We start from the raw sequence: 22,257 nt of genomic DNA, 5'->3' as shown, positions 1-22,257 counted from the left end.
TTGGGTGGTAAAAGTAAAAGCGGTTATATTCCCAATAACCAAGCAGATACATCAGGATTATTGTTATGAAATTTATTAAATTCGCTTACCGCAATGTTTTTATCAGTGAATTTGTTGATTGAAACACGGTACATTGCGTTGGCTTGTATAATCTCGGTTTTAAACCCTTTCTGATAATATTTTTCTGCAAGTTTTCGGGCATTTTCCAATTTGCCAAAGCTCCCTACAATAAGGTAGAACGTTTTATTTTCTTGAATTATTGGTTCTTTGTAGTATAGTGCGGTTTTCTTTACAGTATTATCTGTAATTGTTTTATCTATTTTTGAATTTACAGTGTCATTCTTTACTACCGATGTTTGAGTCAAATTAGTATCAACCTTTTTAAGAGTATCTGTAGTTGTTAATGAATTACTGCTTTCGCCAGCCTTTTTCCAAAAACGGAAGTCAGGTATCAAAATAAACATAGAGGACAGTACCGCAATAGCCATGAAAATAGAGACCCCGATTAAAATTTTAGGTGTAGAGGATTTTTTATACGGATGAACTTCTGCTTTTGCTGGAATAGATTGAGAATCAGTTTTTGCTTTTGGTTTATCAACTTTGAAATTGGTTTTTGAAACAACAATGTCTTTAAGACCATAGGTAGATATTGCAATATCTAACTCTTTGGCTTGTTCAAAACGTATTTTACCTTTTTTATCTCTGCTAAGAACACCAACATTTTCAAAAATGAATTCTTTACCACTATTGACATACTCATTTATTTTTTTCACATGCTCTGCGAGCAATTCAGAAGCATTTGAATGGCTAATTCCCGTTTTTTCACAAAGGTAATTCTCAATTGCCTCATCATTAAAAGTTCGCGAATCATCAAAGGTAACAGTTTGCTTAGGAGCAATAAAACTATTTCCATCTGCTGAAGGGTGTGCTGGTTCGTATGTTTGAACAAAACTTCCAAGGCCAGGGAGGCTGATATAATTGTGTTTTGCCAGAAGTTCCCTGATAACGATATTAATTTCCAAAACTTTAGTTTTTAGGGTTCAAGCAAAATTAGAAAAATTCAGATAGTAATGAATATAATTGTTTATGTTAAATTCTAACTCCCATAACAACAACATCATCAATTCGTGGAGAATCTTTGTGCCAGTCGAGAAGGTTTTTGTGAAGACGCTCTCTCTGCTCAGTCATTGGAAGTAGATGTATTTCAAGAAGTAAGTCCTTCAGGTTCTTTATCATAAACTTACGTTGGTCGGGTCCACCAAATTGATCAGCGTAACCATCGGAGAAGGTATAGACACAGTCACCTGGTTGCAGTTGAATAGTGTGAGTAGTAAACGGCTCATTTGCACGTAGGTGAATACCAATTGGCATCTTGTCACTCTTGATATGGGTTAGTTCATTATTTCTAATATGTACAAGAGGATTATTTGCTCCGGAGAACTCAAGTATATTGGTTTCCTCATCAATTACGTAAATAGCAATGTCCATTCCATCCTTACTACCACCAACTTCGCCCGTTTGGTGTAGTGAGTTGATAACAGATGAACGGAGCTGATTTAGAATATCTCCGGGATGGTAGGATCCACCCTTACTAATAATCTGGCTGATGAATGACATACCCAGCATGCTCATAAATCCTCCAGGAACACCGTGACCTGTACAGTCGGCTACAACGCAAATCTTCTTTGTACCAACTTTTGTAATCCAGTAGAAGTCACCACTAACAATGTCGCGAGGTAAGAAAAGGATAAAATACTCATCGAAAACCTTCTGGATTTGCTCGTCTGGTGTAAGAATTGCCCCTTGGATTCGACTTGCATAATGAATACTGCTTTTGATCTCCTCGTTTTGAATGGATATTTTTTCATTCTGAACTTCAATTTCATCCTTTTGTGCAACAACTTCTGCGGTACGTTCCTTAACAATTTGTTCGAGCGCCTCCTTTTCTGCAATTAACCTTCGGGAATTCAAACGAACAAGAATCCATACAAGAGCAATAAATAGCAATGCATAAATTATATAGACAAGAATAGTACGATACCAAGGGGGTGTTATAGAGAATTTATACTCTGCAACGGTGCTCTCGGTTCCGTAAATATTTCGAGCCTTAACTTTAAACGTATAATTACCCTCCTTTAGGTTGGTATAGGTTGCCTCTGTTTTTTTATTCCAAATGGACCAACTTTCATCAGATCCCTCAAGTAGATAGCTGAACTGAGTATCCTCTTCTTTCTCGTAGAAGGTAGCGCTGTACTCAAAGACTAATCGGTTGAAATGGTAAGGTAGCTTATATATTTGCTCAGGCTGCTGTATTAATGAGGTTAGGTAACGGCCATCAAAATACTTGATTCTATAGGTACCATTGAAAAGCACGGAGTCATCTCTAGATGTAACTTTTCTGATTAAAGCATTAAATGTACTTTTATAGTTCCTTTTAGTTTTTGGATTAAAACTATATAATTCATTGGCTTTTGAAATCCAAATAGTTCCATCATCATCTACAAAAAGAGCGTCACTAAATTTATCGGGTAATCGTTTGAATGGAATATCATCAATAATATATTTTCCAGTGCTATCTGATTCAATGGTTTCAATCCAGTTAGTGGTTTTATTAAAACAGGCCATAACAAATCCTTTGGGGATACGAGCAACTCGATTTATACCATGATCAAAAAGTTTTGTTGAATCACCCGGTAAACCAGTGGGAATAAACTTATTTAATTTTGAATCGAATTTGTAGAAACCTTTTGATGTGCAAAAGAAGAACTGATTTTTATAATTCAATACTTGAATTTCTTTAAGTGTTGGTAGTCCACTTTCAATTCCAAAGAATTTTAAACTATCAGTTTTTGGGTTGTAATTAGCCACACCATCGACATAAGTGCCTAACCATAGGGCTCCATTAGTATCCTCATCGATACTTCGGATGTTAGACTTTAAAAATTTCTTATTAATTCTACCTTCACCGATAAGACGCCATTTCCCTTTTACAAATCGAATTCCAATTAAACCACTTTGATCTCCAACGTAAAGAGTTGAAGGATCTGTTTTTGACTGAAAAAGAAAATAGCCAACAATATTTGCATAACGTTTAAACTCTTCACTTATAGATTTTATAATCCCCCTCTCGTTTATCTCAAAAATACCTGAAGATGATGCTACCAATAAAGATTGTTTTCCCGTTTCGGGATTATTAAATTTTAAGAACGACCAAGTATTTGAGTTTACAATAGGTTCTGGAACAAACTTTAAAAAACCGTTGTCCTCTACCTGCTTATACAGTCCTTTTAGCGTAGCAAGGTATAACGTACCATTGAATCGAATAATATCAATAATTGAACCCTCGAATCCCGATTCCTCTCCAAATCTGCGAAAGGGTGATTGAATTTCCGCCCTTGAAACCCCATTAAAATGAGTTAACCACAAGGGTTGCTCAGAAATGTTTTCGGATGGACGGTACAGAAAAGTGATAGATGGATCTTTTAATCCTATAGATGGATTAATGGCTTCATAGGGGACACCATTTTTTTCCGTTTCAAGATAGTTATACTTGGTTGAAAGTGGAAATGCAAATCCATAGTTACCATTTGGTTGCTCCAAGGCATGATAAGCGATAGATTCTTCAAGGATCTTATTTATTAAGTTTGATTTATCAGTATATTGTTTAATCTCACCCGTGCGTTGATTGTATATGTAAAATCCAACATCGGTACCAATAATTACATGCTCATCTTTATTTGGCAAAATAAAATAAATATTCTTATCCTTAAAAAAGCCACCATTGGTTGCATTCACAAGGGAATCGTTAACTAACTCTCTTAATCCTTTAACATAACTTCCAACGTAGAACCGATTATTGACAATAAAAGAAAAAAAGTTTGCACAATCCACCGGTTTTTCAATATCAATTATTTTGGTATTTTGTTTATTATAGATAATAATATATTTCTTGGAACAGAAGTAGATTTTATTATTGTAATAGTAAGTTTTGTAAATATTAGATACTTTAAAACTATCTCTATTAAAAGTATTCAATGATACATATTTCAAATTACCTTGAATGTCTGGCGACAGATAGCCAAATTCACCAATGGCTCCAGCATAGATAGTCCCCTTATCGTCCATTGCAAGAGAACGCACCTCTGAGTTGTTGGGAATGGCAATTTTACGCCATGTCCTACCATCGTACTCAAGAATCCCTTTGTCTAGATTCCCAAAATACATTACACCTCTTTTATCCTGAATAGCGGACCAATTCTGCTCACTAGCACCGTATTCCTCAGGTGTAAAATTCCGTAATAATGGATGGCCAAGTTTGTTTACAACCTGTCCAATCAGACTTGTACCGCAAAAAATAAATATGAATAATAGCCTAAAGACTTTCATATCAAAGCGAAATATGAATAATCATTAAAAATAGATAAAATTTGGTAATTATGATCTATACAAATATAACTTAATCCTTTTTTATATGGCAAACTCTTGCATTTAAAAATGTTTTGGCACACATATTCGAGTAAAAAAGCCCGAAGGATCTGCCTCGGGCTTTTTTACAATTTAAAAATTTTCTACTTCTTAGCTTTTATTGCCTCAAGTTCTTCCGATAATTTTTCAATCTGCTTCTGTTGTTCCTTAATTGCTTCAATTAGAATGGGTATCATCTTAATATAATCAACAGATTTTAGCCCTTCACCATCGGTTTGCACAAGTTCAGGTAGAACTTTCTCAACATCCTGAGCAATTACACCAATCTGAGTTCCTTTTGGGAAGTTAAATTTCCTGGTCTCTTCCTTGCCATTTGAATCAGATGATTTTCTAAAATCGGTTAATTCCTGATCAGACTTCCAATCATAAGTAACGCCTTGAAGGTTAAGAACTTTTTTAAGTGAACCAGTAAGAGGATTAATGTTCTTCTTCAAATTTTTATCCGAAGGGTTTGAGAAAGTACCTGTTACGGTTACATTTCCAGCAAAATAGCCAGCATAATTAGTTGTTCCACTTGTAGCATAACCATAAATCCCGTAATTCGTGGTTGTTCCACTTGCATACCCATAAATTCCAAAGTTTGAAGATCCTCCAGATGCATTACCGCGAACCCCTGTGCGCGAACCAGTACCCGAAACTGTTGATAAACCCTGCACTCCGTAATAACCACCAATTCCTCTTACCCCGATTCCATAGCTGGTTGTATTAAGCGTATGTTCTCCTATTATTGCAGGATCATCAACAGCAGTAGTTCTGTCGTCGTATGAGTAGAATTTTGAAGAGGTAGGATCTGCATTAACAGCAACATTGGCATTAAATTTTAGAATTTTGTTATCAAACTCTCCATATAAAAGGGGTGTTGCGCCGTTAACATCAGTTCCGATTACTAATGCGTTGGAAACATTTTGGAATGCGGCATATCCTATTTTATAACCAATAAAGATGTTTTTTGTACCAGTATTACTCCACCCTGCACTTGTTCCAATATAAACGTTACCAATTCCAGTAGTATTCACTGCTCCGGCATTATTTCCAATCATAACGTTTTCGCCGCCAGTAGTTAGAGAGCCTCCTGCTCCACCACCTATAAGAATTTGTTGCGCTCCAGTTGTGTTGTTTTTACCAGTCCATCTACCTATCATAATATTAAAGAATCCGGTAGTATTTTTTTCACCCGCTGATGTACCAATGAAAACGTTTTGGCTTGAAGTGTTCTTAAATCCAGCCATATCGCCAATTGCGATATTATTTTGACCACTTGTATTACTCCATCCTGCTTGGTTGCCAATAAAAACGTTATTATAACTTTGAGTATTTTTACCAGCGGCATAACCTAGGAAAACGTTATTGGTTGCAAATTGATTGTTTGAGAAGTAACCTGCGCTATCCCCAATGAATATGTTACTATGAATAAGCGTGCCTGAGTAACCAGCAAATCTTCCTATAAACACATTGTGTTGCCCCGTTAAATTATTGTAACCAGCACTTTCACCCATGAAAATATTAGATGAGCCTGTTGTATTACTATAACCACTTTGGTAGCCTAAGAATAAATTGCTACTTGCTGTGGTATTCGCTCTTCCAGCATAGTAACCCATAAAAGTGTTGTACTGTCCAGTAGAATTTGCATATCCTGATTGGTATCCAATAAATGAGTTATAGCTGGCGTTGTTGGTATATCCAGTTTGATAACCTATAAAAGTATTATACTGTCCTGTAGTGTTATTATAGCCACTCTGGTTTCCAATAAACACGTTGCTACTTCCTGTTGTATTTTTATACCCAGATTGATTGCCCATAAAAACGTTGTAGCCACCAGTTTGATTATAATACCCACTTAGATAACCAACATATGAGTTTGCAACACCATCGTTGTTATATCCTGCGTAAGGACCATAAAAAGCATTATAGTTGCCGGTATTTGTTTTACCTGAGTTCCATCCGTAGAAAGCATTATAGCTTCCTGTGTTGGAACTACCGGTATTAAACCCAAAAAATGAATTATAGTTTCCAGAATTTGAATAACCTGCGTTATACCCAAAAAACGAGTTATAATTTCCAGTATTTGTATAACCTGCATTATATCCAAAAAGCGAGTTATAATTTCCAGAATTGTTAAATCCAGCCTGATAACCTACTACAGAATTATAGTAAGCAGTTGTACTATTTCTTCCAGCCTGATATCCAATAAGAACATTTCCACCGAAAGTACTATTTGATGAGTAACCGCTTTCATAACCCAGGAAAACATTATTACTTGAAGTGCTATTTGTATATCCAGAGGAAAAACCAAGAAAAACGTTATTATTGCCTGTTGTATTAGACAACCCTGATTGGTAGCCAATAAATGAATTATATAAACCTGTAGTATTTTGGCTTCCGCTTTGTTGCCCAATAAAATAATTGTCCGGTGTTAACTTCATAAAATTATTAGCACCTCCTTTTGCTTGATTAGAAAGGCCTCCAACAGCAAATCCCCCTTTTGCTCCTTTAACTAATGCATCATTTACATAGATTCTTGCGCTATCGTGTGATATACGAAGATACTCATAGGGTGCTATTTTTGCTTGGTTTGAAAGGCCTCCAACAGCAAATCCCCCTTTTGCACCCTTCGCAGTAGGTGAATCATCAAAATTCACACGCACACCACTTTGGTATACTCCAAAAACAACTTTGCCATCTTTGTTCTTAACCTCAAAAATAGGATCATCGGGTAGGGCGGTTAGGTTACTTGCAACTTGAAGACTTGATGCCCATGTTATATTGGATAAACCTTGCAGGCTATTAGTACCACTCCATAATGCAACCTGACCAGAAGTTCCTGTCCCATTTGTTAAGCCCAAAGTAGGAAGCGATTGCCAGAGAACTCCTGATGCTCCTTTAGTAAGAATTTGATTTAAAGAACCCGGTAGGTTATTATAGTCGTAAAGAGTGCTTCTTAATCGCAAGCTACCGTTTACATCCAATTTCTGAGTTGGTGTTGTACCAATACCGACATTTACACCATCATTAATTAAGGAAGAGGTGGCAGCCCATGTTGAGCCATTGTTATATAGAGTCTGTCCTGATGTTCCTGAAACAAGCGGCCCAACAGGCCCCTGAATTCCTTGAATTCCCTGAGGCCCCTGTACGCCATCCTGAGCCAGAATACTCCATGAAGATCCATTATATATATAGGATATTTTACTTGTTGAATTATAGTAGGCTTGATTAATTGTAGGAGATGCGGGTGCAGTTGCTAAAGTTCCTAGCCATTGAATTGAAACTCCATTCGTTCCATTAGCCCCAGTTGCCCCTGTATTTCCTTGTGGCCCCTGTGGTCCAGCAGGTGCTTGAAATTCTGACCAATGCGGAAGATCTGAGTAGGGCTGAACTGTTGAAGTAAGAGCTAACTGGCAAATCCACATTGAATTCACTGCAGGATTGGAGGAAGACCTATTAAACACATAATCTCCTGAAACATAAGATGCCCCATTTGTCCAATTCCCTTTATTTGTAAGACCCGTACCAGCAGGTCCCTGTGTTCCTTGTATTCCTTGAATACCTTGTATACCTTGAATCCCCTGAGCACCTGTCGAGCCATCTTGAGCTAAAATATTCCAAGTTGAACCGTTATAAACATAAGATTTTTTATCGTTGGAATTATAATAAGCTTGATTTAACGTTGGTGATGATGGTGCTATAGTATATGTTCCTAACCACTGAATTGAAACGCCATTGCTCCCATTAGTTCCATTAGTTCCATTAGTTCCATTCGATCCGGCTACTCCGGTTGCCCCCATAACTCCATCTTGAGCAATCGTATTCCATGAGGAGCCATTCCATATTTCTGATATTTTTGTTACAGTATTGTAGTAAGCCTGATTTAATGTTGGTGAAGATGGCCGCAAAGCCAAAGAGCCTATCCATTGCACTGAAATCCCATTTGGTCCAGTTGCACCAGTAGCACCAGTAGTACCAGTAGTACCAGTAGCACCGGTAGCTCCTGTGGCTCCGTCTTTAGCAAGGGTACCCCAAGCAGAGCCAGTCCAAATTTCCGCAAGTTTAGTAGTACTATTATAATAGGCTTGATTTAGCGTGGGTGAAGCAGGTCTTGTTGTAAGTGTTCCTAGCCACTGTATTGATATGCCATCAGAGCCAGCAGCACCCGGATTTCCAGCTATCCCTTGAATGCCTTGAATTCCCTGATCTCCTTTTGCTCCTTGAGGTCCTGTAAGGTTTGAAGTTGTAAACTGGCTATTATCAGTGTATTTAAAAGTATAGGTTCCGTCGCCATTATTAATGGTTTGTGAAATTCCATTACCTTGAAGACCAGTAGGACCCGTATCACCAGTTGGCCCTGCATCCCCTTTAACTCCTTGAGGACCTTGTATTCCTTGAGGTCCAGCGGGAGCCTCAAACTCAACCCAGTGGGCAAGATCCTGATAGGGTTGTGTTGAAGACGTAACGGATTGTTGGCAAATCCACATCGAATTTACCGAGGCGCTAGCGGTTGATCTATCAAACACATAATCGCCAGATAGGTAAGAAACACTTCCACTCCAACTACCCCTGTTGGTTAAACCTGTTCCTGCAACCCCTTGAATCCCCTGAGGGCCTTGTATTCCTTGGGGGCCTTCCTTCCCTTCGATTCCTTGAATCCCTTGAGGGCCAACAGGTGCTTCAAATTCTGTCCAGTTACCCGTATCACTGGAAGGTTGAGTGTTTGAAACAAAAGATGTATTGGATTTTACTATCCACATAGAACTTGGGTTTACCGATCCCAAAGCAAAAACATAATCCCCATGTGAATAGGTTGTTCCAGAAACCCAAGTACCTTTATTTGTTAAACTTCTACCATCTTGACCGGGAACTCCTTGAATTCCTTGATCCCCCGTATCCCCTTTTACACCCTGAATACCCTGATCTCCTTTTGGCCCTTGAGGTCCAGGTTGGCCATTAAGCGCATACATTGCAAAAGGAACAGGCCTTAAAATAACTGACCCCATGTCTGTAAAGGTTGAACTTCCGGAAAGTTTGATTTCAACCTTCATCACAATATCACCAGAGTTCCATGGTATATTGTTATATATACCTGTTTCAACTGTTCCTTGGCCAACCACCAAGTTAGCAATACCAAATTGAGTTGTAGTTATATTCTGATTTTCAGAATAATGAGTGATTGAACCATCGCCATTCGTTAAAATGATATGGAACGTTACAGTTTGATTTGATAGAGCCGTTCCACTTGCATTTCGGACAACAGTTTGGTAATTGAAACCATTTGTTGTTTGACTAAATGCTGCTGTTACCATTAAGAGAAACAGCGCAACTAACATTATCCTTTTCATTTGGGGAATATTAATTAGTAAAATTTTTCCAAATTGATGATTTTAATAAGCAGTCAATTTATAATAATATTTAATCTATCACAACGATACCGAGGAGATATTTGACAATCATTTCGATATTATATGTCACCTTTTTCATTTTATTGATATAGACTAAATAGTTCTAACAAATTTATAGACAGAGGGTATGAATATTGTTCTAATGAAGTTTATTTTTAGGAAATTTTAAATTCGGTCAGTTCTAATGAGTTCTATTTTACACATGGATGTTGCCTAGAACAATAATGAATCACCCTTTTCAGGGTGAAGATTGTTTCAAATTTGCTAGTAAGAATCGTTATTGATATTTAATCATTGAGGATTTATTAACTTTTTGATTAGTCCGTACAATTTTTTAAATCAAAAGTGAAGAATAAACATATTTATGATAAACTGAAGAATAGATTTTCATTTACCATAAAAAACCTTGCAAATTTTAATTGCATATAAAATATTTTTGTATTTTTATTTTTGGATATTTTGTGGGGGAGATTGTGCAACGTATTTAGCAGTAAGTTTTTACAAACCATTCACTTACCTAATCTTTTTAAGCCATGAACTACCAAACTGAAAAATACCTTTTGGGAAGAGGTATAAATATTTTGCCATTTGTCCTTTTGTTAGTTTTTCTGGGTTCTTTTAATCATAAACTTTACTCTCAAAATATTATAAGCAGAGAAGTTACAGATTATCCTGGAGGAAGCCTCTCTTCAACTTGTTCAACGGCTCCATATACAGGGTGCATTATCACTCTTCCACCCGCAAAATACGGAGAAAGTTATTCCTTTTCAATCCCATTAAAGGCCGGTATCACAAGATCTGATATATCTTTTATTTTTACTCAGGTTACAAATTGTAGCGAAGGAGCGATTAATTTCACTACTGATGGTAAGGTTGAAATGCTTGCCGCTAGCAGTTGTAGACCAGAAGTGAATAACTTTATTGAATTAGACCTCGAGACAATTAGTGGTAGTGATGGGACTTCCGATAGACAAAAATATTACCTCCCAATTCTTCGCGATCCCATCAAAGTTGTACTAGTTTTGGATATGTCTGGAAGTATGTCGCTTCCAGTTCCGGGAGGGACAATTGTTCGTTGGGAGGTATTGAAGAATGCTGTGTTGCTTTTTGTTCAAAAACTTGAAACATTTAGACAGGATAAAGACTCTATTGCGGCAACTTATTTCTCCACAAATATTACACAACCCGGAAGTCCAATGAACGCTGGATTTATCTCAATAACATCCGATTCTGATCCCACAAGATCGAGTTCTATTGTTCAAGCAGATATGTCTGGGAGAGGACCAACCTTTTTAACGGCAATGGGAAAGGGTTTACTAAACTCAAAGTTAAAACTTGATGATAATAATCCCATTAATGCTCGCAAGTTGGTTTTACTGTTTACTGATGGACTTCAGAATGTTCAACCTTTGGTTAACCCAGATGGTGTAACTCTTTCACCTGGTGGTTACGTTTTAAATAGTGGACCATGTAATAGCCTTGACAGCATCCATTACTATACAATAGGTATGGGGGATATTACATTAGTACCAGAAGTCTTGGCTCACATTGCAGAGGCAAATGGAGGAGTGGCATTAACAACAACTACTGGTGCAGAAGAAGGTGATATTTATAATTTCTTCCAGAATCAATTCGCAAATATGCTATCGGGGAGTAGCCCACAGATTGTTTCGCAAAAAACAGGATTTCTTACATCAACAGGAACAACCTATTCGTTTCCTATTAATGGAAATGTAACAAAATTGTACTTTGAATTCATTAATCCCAATGCTACTAATGTCACATTTAAACTCGAAAAAGGGGGAAAAGATTTAACCTCCTTTGTACATGTTACAAATGGCACATTTTACAAAACGCTTAGCTTGCCATTACCAATCCTCACACCAGAATTAGTAGGTTCTGAAGGTAATTGGAACTTAACACTTTCAGGCACTTCTTCAAAAAAATACTCATTAACCTGCTTTGTTGATGATCACTTTGTTAGTTTTAGCTGTCAACCTCAAAAGGCTGTATACACTGTAGGTGATACGCTTAATTTAAATGCTAAAATATCTTATGCAGGGAAACCGTTAACAGGTGCTGGAAACAAAGTTCAGGTTGTACTTCTTAAACCCGGAGACGATTTAGGCGATTTACTTGCGAACTATACTGATAGAAGAACTGATTCATTAAAAGATGTTGCATCAGGTGCTGAAACAAAATATTTACACCTAATTCAAAGCGATAGCTCATTTTATAAAGAACTTTTACCTACAAGTCAAATTATTGATCTTGCTGAAAGTTCAAATGGGTTATTTACAGGACATTATAAAAATACTGATTTAACAGGGATTTATCAGTTATTATATATTGTTAATGGGGAAATTCCGGGTTATGGAAAATTTGAAAGACAGAAACAATACTCTGCCGTTTTTAAATTTGGACAGATTAGTCCTAGTGCTACAGAAATTGATGCAACGATAACCACACCCCCAGCCACAACAACACACGACAGTAAAAGTAGAATAGCAACTATTATAGTTAAACCCAAGAATAAGTTTGGACACTTAATCGGTCCAGGTTATTTATCGAGAATAAAGTTTAGTGTAGATCCAAAGCAGGGTGTTGTAAAATCTGCAAAGGATAACTTGAATGGTAGTTATACCTATACAATTGTAAACATTCCACCAAATGTAAAACCAGATATAAAAATTAATGTAATGGGGGAATTGCTTTATCAAGGAAGTTTTCCAACACCAAAAATTCATTTTTGGCAGTACATAATATTAATCCTTTTAGTCTTAATATTACTCCTTCGTTATGTTAATGCACATACAGGGAAAGCATGGTTGAGGACATTAGTTTGGATATTAATAATTCTTTGGACAATATTTATGATTCTTCAAAAATTAGGAATAATCCATTTTTAGGTAAAGCATAAAAAACGGGCAGGTTGATTAGAACCTGCCCGTTTTTTATTGTCTACTATTTATTCAAAGTTTCAAGTTTCTCAACCCTTTCTAATAATCTTTTATTGGCTTCCATCAACTCATTAATCTGTTGTTTTTGACTATCAATAATCTGTTGCTGTTCCTGCATCCCTTTAACAATAACGGGGATAATACTACTGTAGTTTATACCTAATGTTTTATCTGGATCATCCCCTTCATTAACCACTTCACCAATAATTGGCTTAACATCTTGTGCTATAAATCCAAGTTTTCTCCCTTCCTGAGGACTTTTTTTCCAGAGAAAACTAACGGGTTTAAGTTTTAGAAGTTCTGCTAAACCATACGATATCTCTATAATATTGTCTTTTAATCTTAAATCAGAGGTAGCTACAGTTCCATTCACAGAATAAAGAATATTCCATCTATTAGAAGATGTACCTAAAGTGGCCGCATTATCAGCATCAGGGTAGAAATTGCTTTTCAGTTTCATCGTACCATTTTTATAAACAGTAACCGCATTGCTTAGACTCGATGAGGATGTTCCATTACCAACCGCAAATATTGGATCTGTAGCAACCCAAGAACCTGGCGTACCTTCTATTACATTATAAGAGCCTACTGCTGTAGAGGAATAGGCGTTTGCTGTGCAACCATAACCAACGGCTAAAGAATATTTTCCAACGGCTGTTGTTTGATTTCCAAAAGCCGTAGAATTATCACCACTTGCAGTTGTTGTATTTCCTATTGCAATAGCATATTGTGTTGAAGCGGTAACATTTCTTCCAAGGGCGATTGAATAGTTTGCAGATGCGCTGGCATGATCACCGAGTGCTATGGATGATATTCCACTTGCTGTTGATACATTGCCTCCAGCCAAGCTGTATATTCCGCTCGAAGCAGATTGATACCCAATTGCTGTTGAGTATGTTGCGCTTGCATTTGTCTCGCGACCTAATGCGGTAGCAGCGGTTGCCGATGGACCTGTTATTGATGAATAACCTACTGCGAAAGAGTAAGCTCCTTGAGCATTAGAAAAGGCACCAAGTGCTACTGATCGTGCGCCAATTGCCTTAGCACCATCTCCACATGCAAACGAGTATACACCGCTTGCAGTTGACTGGTTACCAAATGCACACGAAGCAATACCTGATGCTGTGGACTTATACCCCATTGCTACAGTGTAAAAGCCGCTCGCAGTTGTATATCCGCCCATTGCTGTTGAGTACCAGTTCCCTGAATTTGTTTTGTATCCAATTGCAGTGGCGAATGAACCGCTAGCAATATTATTTGCTCCAAAAGCAAGCGATGCTTTTCCTGATGCTATAGAGCCTAAACCAAACGCATATGCATAATCTCCGGTTGCTTTGGTATTGCCGGTTACAGTTCCGGTTGAGTCTATACCAACGGAACCGAAGGCAAAACTTTTATTTCCAGATGCTTGAGCCCCAGAACCAAAGGCATACGAATCATCAGATGTTGCTTTGGCCTGATAACCAAAGGCAAATGAGTTATTTTTATGTGCTAAAGCTTGATACCCAATTGCCGTAGAATATTGTCCACGAGCAATAGCATTATATCCCAATGCTTGGCTGTAATTCCCTTTTGCCTTTGATTCGAATCCTGTCGCAAAGGAATTTACACCAACGCTATCAGGTGTTTCGATAATAACCTGACCAGCCAAGAAAGCATTTTTAAGAGGATACCACATTACTCGTTTCTGACTTGGGTAAATATTTCCGGTTGAATTTGTTGAAACATTAAAGTAGTTAGCGCTACCGCCTTTTGCTTGATTCGAAAGACCACCTACAGCAAAACCCCCTTTGGCTCCTTTTGATGGTGTATCATCGATATAAATACGCGCACTATCGGAACCAATATACATTAGTTCATTTAGAGTTCCTGCCTTAGCTTGATTTGATAGACCACCGACAGCAAATCCTCCTTTTGCCCCTTTAACCGTTGGGGTGTTTTTAACCCAGATACGAGCACTATCGGGGGTTATGCGAAAATATTCTACAGGTAGTGCCTTCGCTTGGTTTGAAAGACCACCAACAGCAAATCCACCCTTTGCTCCTTTAACCACTGCATCTTCAACATATACCCTAACGCCTCCTTGGTAAACACCGAACACTACTTTGCCATCCTTATTTCTCACCTCAAAAATTGGATCGTCAGAGCCTGCGCTGGTCAAACTTGAAACTTGTAAGCTTGTTCCCCATGAAAGATTTGAAGTTCCTTGCAAACTATTTGTTCCAGACCATAATGCAAGTTGTCCGCTAGTACCTGTTCCGTTAGGTATACTTATAGCAGAAGGGGTTTGCCATAGAACACCGGATGTGCCTCTGGTGAGTAGTTGATTCAGCGTTCCCGAAGTATTATTATAGTCGTACAGTGTACTCCGTAAGCGCATGTTCCCGTTTACATCAAGGTTTTGGGTTGGGGTTGTGCCAATTCCAACATTCACCCCATCGTTGATTAATGATGATGTTGCAGTCCATGTTGTTCCATTATTATATAGAGTTTGTCCAGTTGTTCCCGAAACAAGAGGCCCTTCAGGACCTTGAATTCCTTCCGTTCCATCCAGTGCAAGAACCGTCCAGCCAGTGCTACTATATATGTATGATTTTTTATCGGTGGAGTTGTAGTAAGCCTGGTTTAATGTGGGTGATACAGGCGCAGAACTAAAGGAACCTAGCCATTCAATCGAAATACCATTGGTCCCCGCAGGGCCTTGTTGCCCGCTTGCAGCATAAAGCGCATATGGAACTGATTGCAGTTTCGTATGAGGTCCCATAGGGGTGTAAGTGCTACCACCATTAGGATCAATTTCTAATTTGACATAAACATCCCCATTCTGCCACGGAATGCTAGAAAAGGTATTAACGCCCTCTTTTGTTCCCCCTCCGATTGTTAAAGTAACAACTCCTTCTCCTGTGGATGTTTTAGAATGTGTTTCGGCATAGTAGGCAACTTCCGAAGCATTTTCTAAGGTAATTTTTATTCCGATATTACGGTTTGCTAAAGGTTGTCCGCTGCCATCGCGAATTACTGTTTGATAGGAGATACCTTGTGGGGCTTGTGAGTACACGAGGTTTGCACAGAGTGCTAATATAATTAGCATCAATGTGAATGTAAAAGATCTTGTTTTCATCCGTACTAAATATTTAGTTTATTAATATTTAATAATTTACGATATTGATTTTAACACCTATTCTTGAGCGGATGGAACACCCATATTTTGTTCATCGGTATTTATGTGATCTCAATTACATGGGTGTTTCATAATCAATTTAGATTAACTTTTGAATAGTAGAAAGATATGATAAAAAGCAAAAAACAACAAAATACGGTATCAAATTTTGATAAAATATTAAAAAATAGTTTTGCGACCTGTTGGAATTTTTGATTTTTCATCAATTGAACTAGGGTTGCATAAAAAACTCTGTGTGCTGTTTTGTGCTATTTTGTGTAATGAATTAAGGCGTTGTTACACCAAGAAAGAGGAGGGGAACGTTGGTATAATGGTGAACTTAGGGTGGATGATAAAACTATCGCAAAATGCGATAGCTGAGATACAGGGGTGTTTCATATTAACGCATTTTGCGATTGTGGTGTATAGCAATAGGATTTAGCGTTTTGGTAGTTGACGCAGTTAGCGGAGATTACGCCTAGGTAATTTTTGGTTTAGCTTTGGTTGGTGGTGGTTGTTTGGTAATGCAAGAATAGTTATTCTATTTTATTTGCTTATGTCTTAGAATGCCGAGCGAAAACCTATTATTAGGCGGCGTTAATTATTATTTCTTGCCCGTATCGTAATATTTCATTGACAAGTGGATTCGACAATTCAAAATCTTTTGCCCTAAATGGATGTGGTTCTATTCTACTATCAATCTTTCGTCTTAATCTCATTAATTCTAATTGTATATCCATAAGGTTATTATAATCGTTGAATACCACGGCAATGTCAATATCGCTATCATCGGTGTAATTACCTTTTGCATAGGATCCAAAAAGAAAGACTTTTATATTGCTGTAATTTTGATTGATTGCTCTGGCATATATTTTGGCAACGTTTAGAGCATCTGTTTTATCCATGATCTTAGAATTTTTATTTTATCAATCCATTCTCTTGTGAATTCTGCTGTGCATAATGAATAAAATTCTCTTTTATAATCATCGTATCTAGCATTTAGGTTGAATGATGTTACTTTGTCTAGCCAATCGGATTGTTCATCGGTCATGCTTATACCGCTTAACTCTGCTAATCTGTATAAATTATGTAGAAATGGAGCATGCTTTTTAAGTTTACTTACATAAACAGCTTTTAGTAACTTTTCCACTGAAATATGTCCAAGAAACAGAGCCCACCCATAAGATTTTGAATCATATAAGCTCAGCATCGTTTGAAAATCCTCCTCTGAGGTATCAATCCAATGATTAACAATTTTTTCTATGTCAATATTAGTATTTTCGACAGTCATTAAACAGAATTTTAACCAAATATACAGTATTTTGATGAGATAAAGATTCCGAGCGTTTTAATGTGCCCTAATTTAATAGGGGTTTACTTTTAGCGAACTCGCAAAGTGGTTTAGAATTCCGAACTCCCTAAACAGTGAGTAATATGCAGGCAAAGCCTGCAAGAATAAGTTGACGCAGGTACGCTTCGCTAACCTACTCCAAACCGAGTGACTACTACTATTTAATTAAAGTTTTGGGCTAACGGGGACTTTATACCTCATCTTTAATTTGCTTAAATTCAACTATTTTCGAATTCTTTAATTCCTCAAAAATCACTTTAATTTTGTCAATTCCTTGATTCTTTACTCGACCGTATTTGTCAGCTCTAGTTTTGCTAAATGTGAAGACAACTCTTTCTTTTGCTCTTGAAAGTGCAACAAAAAAGGCACATTTGTCTTCATCCGGTTGTTGTTCAAAACTCCAAAACGCACCATCTTCCAAACCAACAAAAATGATAGAATTATACTCTAACCCTTTGCTTTTATGAATCGTCATGATAGGAACAGAGTCTTTTCCTAATAATTTTTGAACAGCTTCATAAATATTTTCACTTTCTTCTTTATATTTTTCCAATGATTCCGTCAGTTGATTTAACATATCCTTTAAAAACTTGGGATTTCTATAATTTGGAAAATTAGCCTTAATTCTATCAATTGTAACGAAATCAATTATTTCACTTACAAGCTCTTTTGGCTCTAAATTCTTTTTACTAAGTTGTTGTGTAAACTTGTTAAATTTATTTTCTAGTTTAACTATCTCAATATCCTCATATACAGAGGAGGTATTAATAAGAAAATTTAAAGCTTGCGTTTTTTCATTTAGACTTTTTAAATCAGATAAAAGAGATAAAGTATTTAAAATAAATACAATTAAGTCATCTGACAATAGATCTTGTAACTGATTTTCATCTCTCGCTTTTATGCCATTGTGGTTAAAATATTCTATAATTTCTCCAGCATAAACCCCTAGTTGTTGTTTGACAAGAACACATATGTCTCTTGGTTTTAAGGCATCATTTTCAATCCAACTTTTGACGACTTTGAATAGATGCTCTGTTTCTTTTTGCTGGCTTTCATATATCCATACATAAGCTGCACCCTTATTTTTATCCCATTTGGTAGAAGCTTTTACCAAGTCTGTCTTGTTCAATAGTTTTGATATGAGATGGTTTTGCAACTCTACTAATCTAGGAGCTGACCTAAAGTTCATTTCTAAGAATAAATTTTTGGCATTGTATTCTTTATTGTAAGCTTCAAAAATATCTGGCTTAGCCCCTGCCCATAGCATTATTCTTTGCTTATCATCACCAACTGCAGTAAACACAGTTTGACTACCTTTAAAACATGAGTTTAAAAATTCAAATTGTAGAAATGTTGTGTCTTGAAATTCGTCTAAAAAAATATGGCTGTATGTTTCTTGAAGATAAGTCTTTAATTTCGAGTTTGAATTAATGATTAGTTGAGATAATCTCATTATCATTTTAAAACTAAGGATAGAACTTTTCTTTTCAAGAAGTTGCTTCCAAGCTTTTAATCTAATTTTATTAGCTTCGCTAGAGTTTTCAATTGGCAATATCTCGTAATGAAAGTCTAAGAGTTCATTTTTAATATGAGTACTATGAAAATTGATGTCTATTGCTTTATATATCTCAAGTATTTCATTCTCATTAAGGATAACATCGTAAGGATAATGTACTTTATAACCAACTGGTAACCCGCGATAAAACTGGTCAAGAATTAATTTTGAAAATGCATCAAATGTTAATGAATCAAACCGTTTAGAAAGCTTTTCTACGCACCTTTTTTCTACTCTATTTTTTAAATTATAAGCTGCATCACGTTTAAAACTTATTGCTAATATTCGTTTGGGATAAATACACTCATTTGTTTCCAGTAAAAAACTTGCTCGTTGTGCCAATAGTTCAGTTTTGCCTGCACCTGGACCTGCAACAACTAGTGTATTATAATCTGATTTAGCCGTAATTAATGCATTATCTTCTAAAATCAAATTATCAGAAGGCACCCATTCTTCTATTTTCTTATACCTCATGAAATAAGTTTTTTGATTTTTTCAAACATTTTATCGAAAACAGGAGGCATGTTTTCAATTAGTTCTTCATCTGTCATAATAGACAATGCAGAAATATGAGTTGTTGGTTTTCCTCTTCCAAGAAAATGATAATTATACCAAATCATTAATTCTTTTTGCTCTTCAGTATATGTTAATGCTTTAGCTTCTTCCGATTTTAAAGTAGCTTGTATTGCTCCATCTAATTTTAATTTAAACTTTGCTTGTTCTTTCACTTTATCTGGAATTTGAGGACCACCGCCTTTAGGTATTGCTTTTTTATACTTTTCTGAATAATGTTCTAGCATTAAAAAATCTAAATCTAATGGCTGTGAATAGTAAACATTATAGCTTTCCAAAAAATTAACCCATGTCAATACACTATCTAGTTTATTGTCTGAATGACCCCATGTGTGCATTTCAGAAAATCGTTTATCTGATAGTACACCACCTTCAATTTTCAATATAACCTCCTTTTTATAGCCAATTTCTAATAATTGTTGAAGAATATATTTTATTCGACCCCATCCTCCACCATTACGTTCAATGTCTAAATCTAAGAGTGTTACATATGGTATATTCAAAATTTTTAATAACCTCCAAATATGATTAACAAAGCGATGTCCAAGTGGAACAAATGTTATAATATTATCGTCAAAATCAACCTTGTTTGTTTCCATTAATCGATTAAAAAGCACCTCTTCACTATCACCCTCCCCAATTACAGCAAGCTTGGCGAAATATATTTCGGGATAGTTTTTTACAGCTTCTTTTACAAACTTATATGCTTCATCCGCTTCATCAGGTAGCAAAATTGCATTAACTTCTGATTTATAATGTTTATCTATTCTGAAATGAAAAATGGATTCAGGGTCAATCCGTTTAATAATTGCGGGAGTATGAGATGATAAGAATACTTGTGTTTTAACTTGTTTAGATATACTTGATAAAATACTAACAACCCTTCCAAGTAATTGTGGAGCAATGTGATTTTCTGGTTCTTCTACTGCTAGGATAGTTAATAACGGTTTTACTTTGTCCTCATCTTCATTTGTTATTTTTTCTTCTACTTCTAATAACGCACAAACTAGAGTTAAATAAAAAAGAGACCTGTAACCTTCTCCTAAATCATTTATTTGAAAAGACCTTTTTGTTTCAGTAGGACTAAAGGATACTTCTAACTTTTTTAGAATTGAATCTAAATCACTATTCCCAAATCCTAAGTTAGATTGTTTATACCTTTCGTCTTTATGAAATTTAGCCCAAAATGATGTTAATGAGGATTGAATTTCATTAAATTCATCAAGTCCTTTAAACAAATCATTTATTTCCTCGATTTTATCATTAAAGCTACCTTTGAATTTATCGTCAAAATTTAAAAGTCGTAATACACGATACAATATTGAACCTGAAACATATCTAATCTGGTCACTTGGTTTACGAATGGCGGGGATATATAAAACCTGAATTAATCCTTTCAAATGCTTTGGAAATATACGTTTAGTATCCTCATCTTCATTTTCGCCTTCAGGAACTGTAATAAAAAAGATTGTTGTTTCAACATCTCCTTCATCAGAATATTCGCTTTTATACCATTTGCTTTCAAGTCTAATTCGAATATAAGGTTCAGCACCTTCATCGTCCACAAGCATATGAGTAAAAAAATGAGGAATTGATTCCTTTTCAGAATCATGAAAGTTCATTTTTATTTCAATAGTTAGGAAACGCTCATCAATTGAGTCTACATCCTCTTCATAAGCAACATGAAAATCCTGACGTAAAATATCTCTTTCTGCTTTTGTAATACCAAAAACCTTTGTCAATGCTTCTAAAGCCGCAGTTTTTCCTGTACTATTTAATCCGATAAATGCATTTAATTTATTTTTTAAGTCTATCGAAACACCTTTGGAATCAAATGCTCTAAATCCTTTGATTGTAATTTTTGATATGTACATTTTATACTTTTCTAATCAATTAAATATTTGCACCGTGGTTTTAGCCTTGCATATACCCAAATTTCATTTATACATCCAAAATGAGAAATATTGTATATCTTTTGGTTTCTCCTCCAGCTCAGCAAGGCTTGCTTTTAACCAATTTCGCCACGCAGGAATTGTTTATCAAAGATATAATTTATATTAACAATATATAATAGTTTTGTTTTGTACGAAGTTTTGTTATATGGGTTACTAGGTTTTTTATATAATAACTTGTATACGCTTAGTTTTTGCCTGTTTTGGTATAAGTTGTTCTTTGAACTAATTGTATGAATAGCACTGCTTGCTAAACGCTCCCCGTTCCTATAAAGTTGAGGGTTGGTTTGGTGAGTTATATCCAAGAGTTCCGAACTTTTTAAGGGTTCGGAAATCTTTCCGGATCGGTTTGGCAATTTGCAGCGTTCGTTTGGCTAGCTTAATGGTTCGTTCGGCGTATTGCAGATTTGATTTAACGAACTTAAGGGTTGATTTGGTGAGTTATACCCTAGAGTTCCGAACTTTTTAAAAGTTCGGAACTCTTTTCGGGATCGATTTAGCAAATTGCAGAGTCCTTCCGGCAAGTTTACTATCGCATCTTGCGAACTTCATATCGCATCCTGCGAGCTTAATCTTACATCTTGCGATGTTACTATCGCAATTTGCGAGCTTAAGGGACGATTTAACGTATTGCAGGATCGATTTAACGTATTGCAGGATCGATTTAACGTATTGCAGGGACGATCTAACGTATTGCAGGAACGATCCGATGCATTGCTGGGTCAATCTGACGAATTGTAGAGTCAATCCGACGTATTCAAAAGCCCTACTGAAATCATGGAAATAAAAAAACCTGACAGATATTTGGATTCTGTCAGGTTTTATGTTTTT

At 36.2% G+C, this 22,257-nt stretch carries 10 protein-coding genes; 2 read left to right on the top strand and 8 right to left on the bottom strand.

What is annotated here, in order from left to right:
* Positions 1–23: 23 nt before the first annotated feature.
* The 3 genes from HOO91_13405 to HOO91_13395 all read right to left on the bottom strand — a co-directional run bounded on the left by HOO91_13405 (position 24) and on the right by HOO91_13395 (position 9,815).
* Complete coding sequence (locus tag HOO91_13405) at positions 24–1,022, bottom strand: hypothetical protein (GenBank protein NOU18546.1); 999 nt, start codon at positions 1,020–1,022, stop codon at positions 24–26.
* 67 nt (positions 1,023–1,089) lie between these two features.
* Positions 1,090–4,386 carry a SpoIIE family protein phosphatase gene (locus HOO91_13400; protein ID NOU18545.1) on the bottom strand — a complete coding sequence of 1,099 codons (3,297 nt, stop codon included), beginning with the start codon at positions 4,384–4,386 and terminating at the stop codon, positions 1,090–1,092.
* A gap of 182 nt (positions 4,387–4,568) precedes the next feature.
* Positions 4,569–9,815, bottom strand: coding sequence for a hypothetical protein (locus HOO91_13395; protein NOU18544.1), 5,247 nt, complete (start codon positions 9,813–9,815; stop codon positions 4,569–4,571).
* 593 nt (positions 9,816–10,408) lie between these two features.
* Between HOO91_13395 and HOO91_13390 the strand changes: the two genes are divergently transcribed.
* Positions 10,409–12,784, top strand: a complete 2,376-nt coding sequence (locus HOO91_13390; GenBank protein ID NOU18543.1) for a VWA domain-containing protein — start codon at positions 10,409–10,411, stop codon at positions 12,782–12,784.
* A 55-nt stretch (positions 12,785–12,839) separates the two neighbouring features.
* Here the strand turns inward: HOO91_13390 and HOO91_13385 are convergent, their stop codons facing one another.
* The 5 genes from HOO91_13385 to HOO91_13365 form a co-directional block, all read right to left on the bottom strand.
* Complete coding sequence (locus HOO91_13385) at positions 12,840–15,956, bottom strand: hypothetical protein (GenBank protein ID NOU18542.1); 3,117 nt, start codon at positions 15,954–15,956, stop codon at positions 12,840–12,842.
* 626 nt (positions 15,957–16,582) lie between these two features.
* Complete coding sequence (locus HOO91_13380) at positions 16,583–16,900, bottom strand: nucleotidyltransferase domain-containing protein (protein ID NOU18541.1); 318 nt, start codon at positions 16,898–16,900, stop codon at positions 16,583–16,585.
* On the bottom strand, positions 16,879–17,265 hold the full coding sequence (locus HOO91_13375; GenBank protein NOU18540.1) for a HEPN domain-containing protein: 387 nt from the start codon (positions 17,263–17,265) through the stop codon (positions 16,879–16,881). Before HOO91_13375 ends, HOO91_13380 begins: the two co-directional genes overlap by 22 nt.
* Positions 17,266–17,536: 271 nt before the next feature.
* Positions 17,537–19,375, bottom strand: a complete 1,839-nt coding sequence (locus HOO91_13370; protein ID NOU18539.1) for an ATP-dependent helicase — start codon at positions 19,373–19,375, stop codon at positions 17,537–17,539.
* Positions 19,372–21,348 carry an AAA family ATPase gene (locus HOO91_13365; protein ID NOU18538.1) on the bottom strand — a complete coding sequence of 659 codons (1,977 nt, stop codon included), beginning with the start codon at positions 21,346–21,348 and terminating at the stop codon, positions 19,372–19,374. The genes HOO91_13370 and HOO91_13365 overlap by 4 nt, the downstream gene beginning before the upstream one ends.
* A gap of 582 nt (positions 21,349–21,930) precedes the next feature.
* On the opposite strand from HOO91_13365, the gene HOO91_13360 reads away from it, so the two are divergent.
* Positions 21,931–22,167, top strand: a complete 237-nt coding sequence (locus tag HOO91_13360) for a hypothetical protein (protein ID NOU18537.1) — start codon at positions 21,931–21,933, stop codon at positions 22,165–22,167.
* The last annotated feature ends 90 nt before the right edge of the window (positions 22,168–22,257 follow it).

It is taken from the genome of Bacteroidales bacterium (assembly GCA_013141385.1).
In the GTDB taxonomy this organism is placed as follows: Bacteria; Bacteroidota; Bacteroidia; order Bacteroidales; family Tenuifilaceae; genus UBA8529.
The sequence above is the reverse complement of the archived record's forward strand: the minus strand, read 5'-3'. Positions and strand labels throughout refer to the sequence as shown.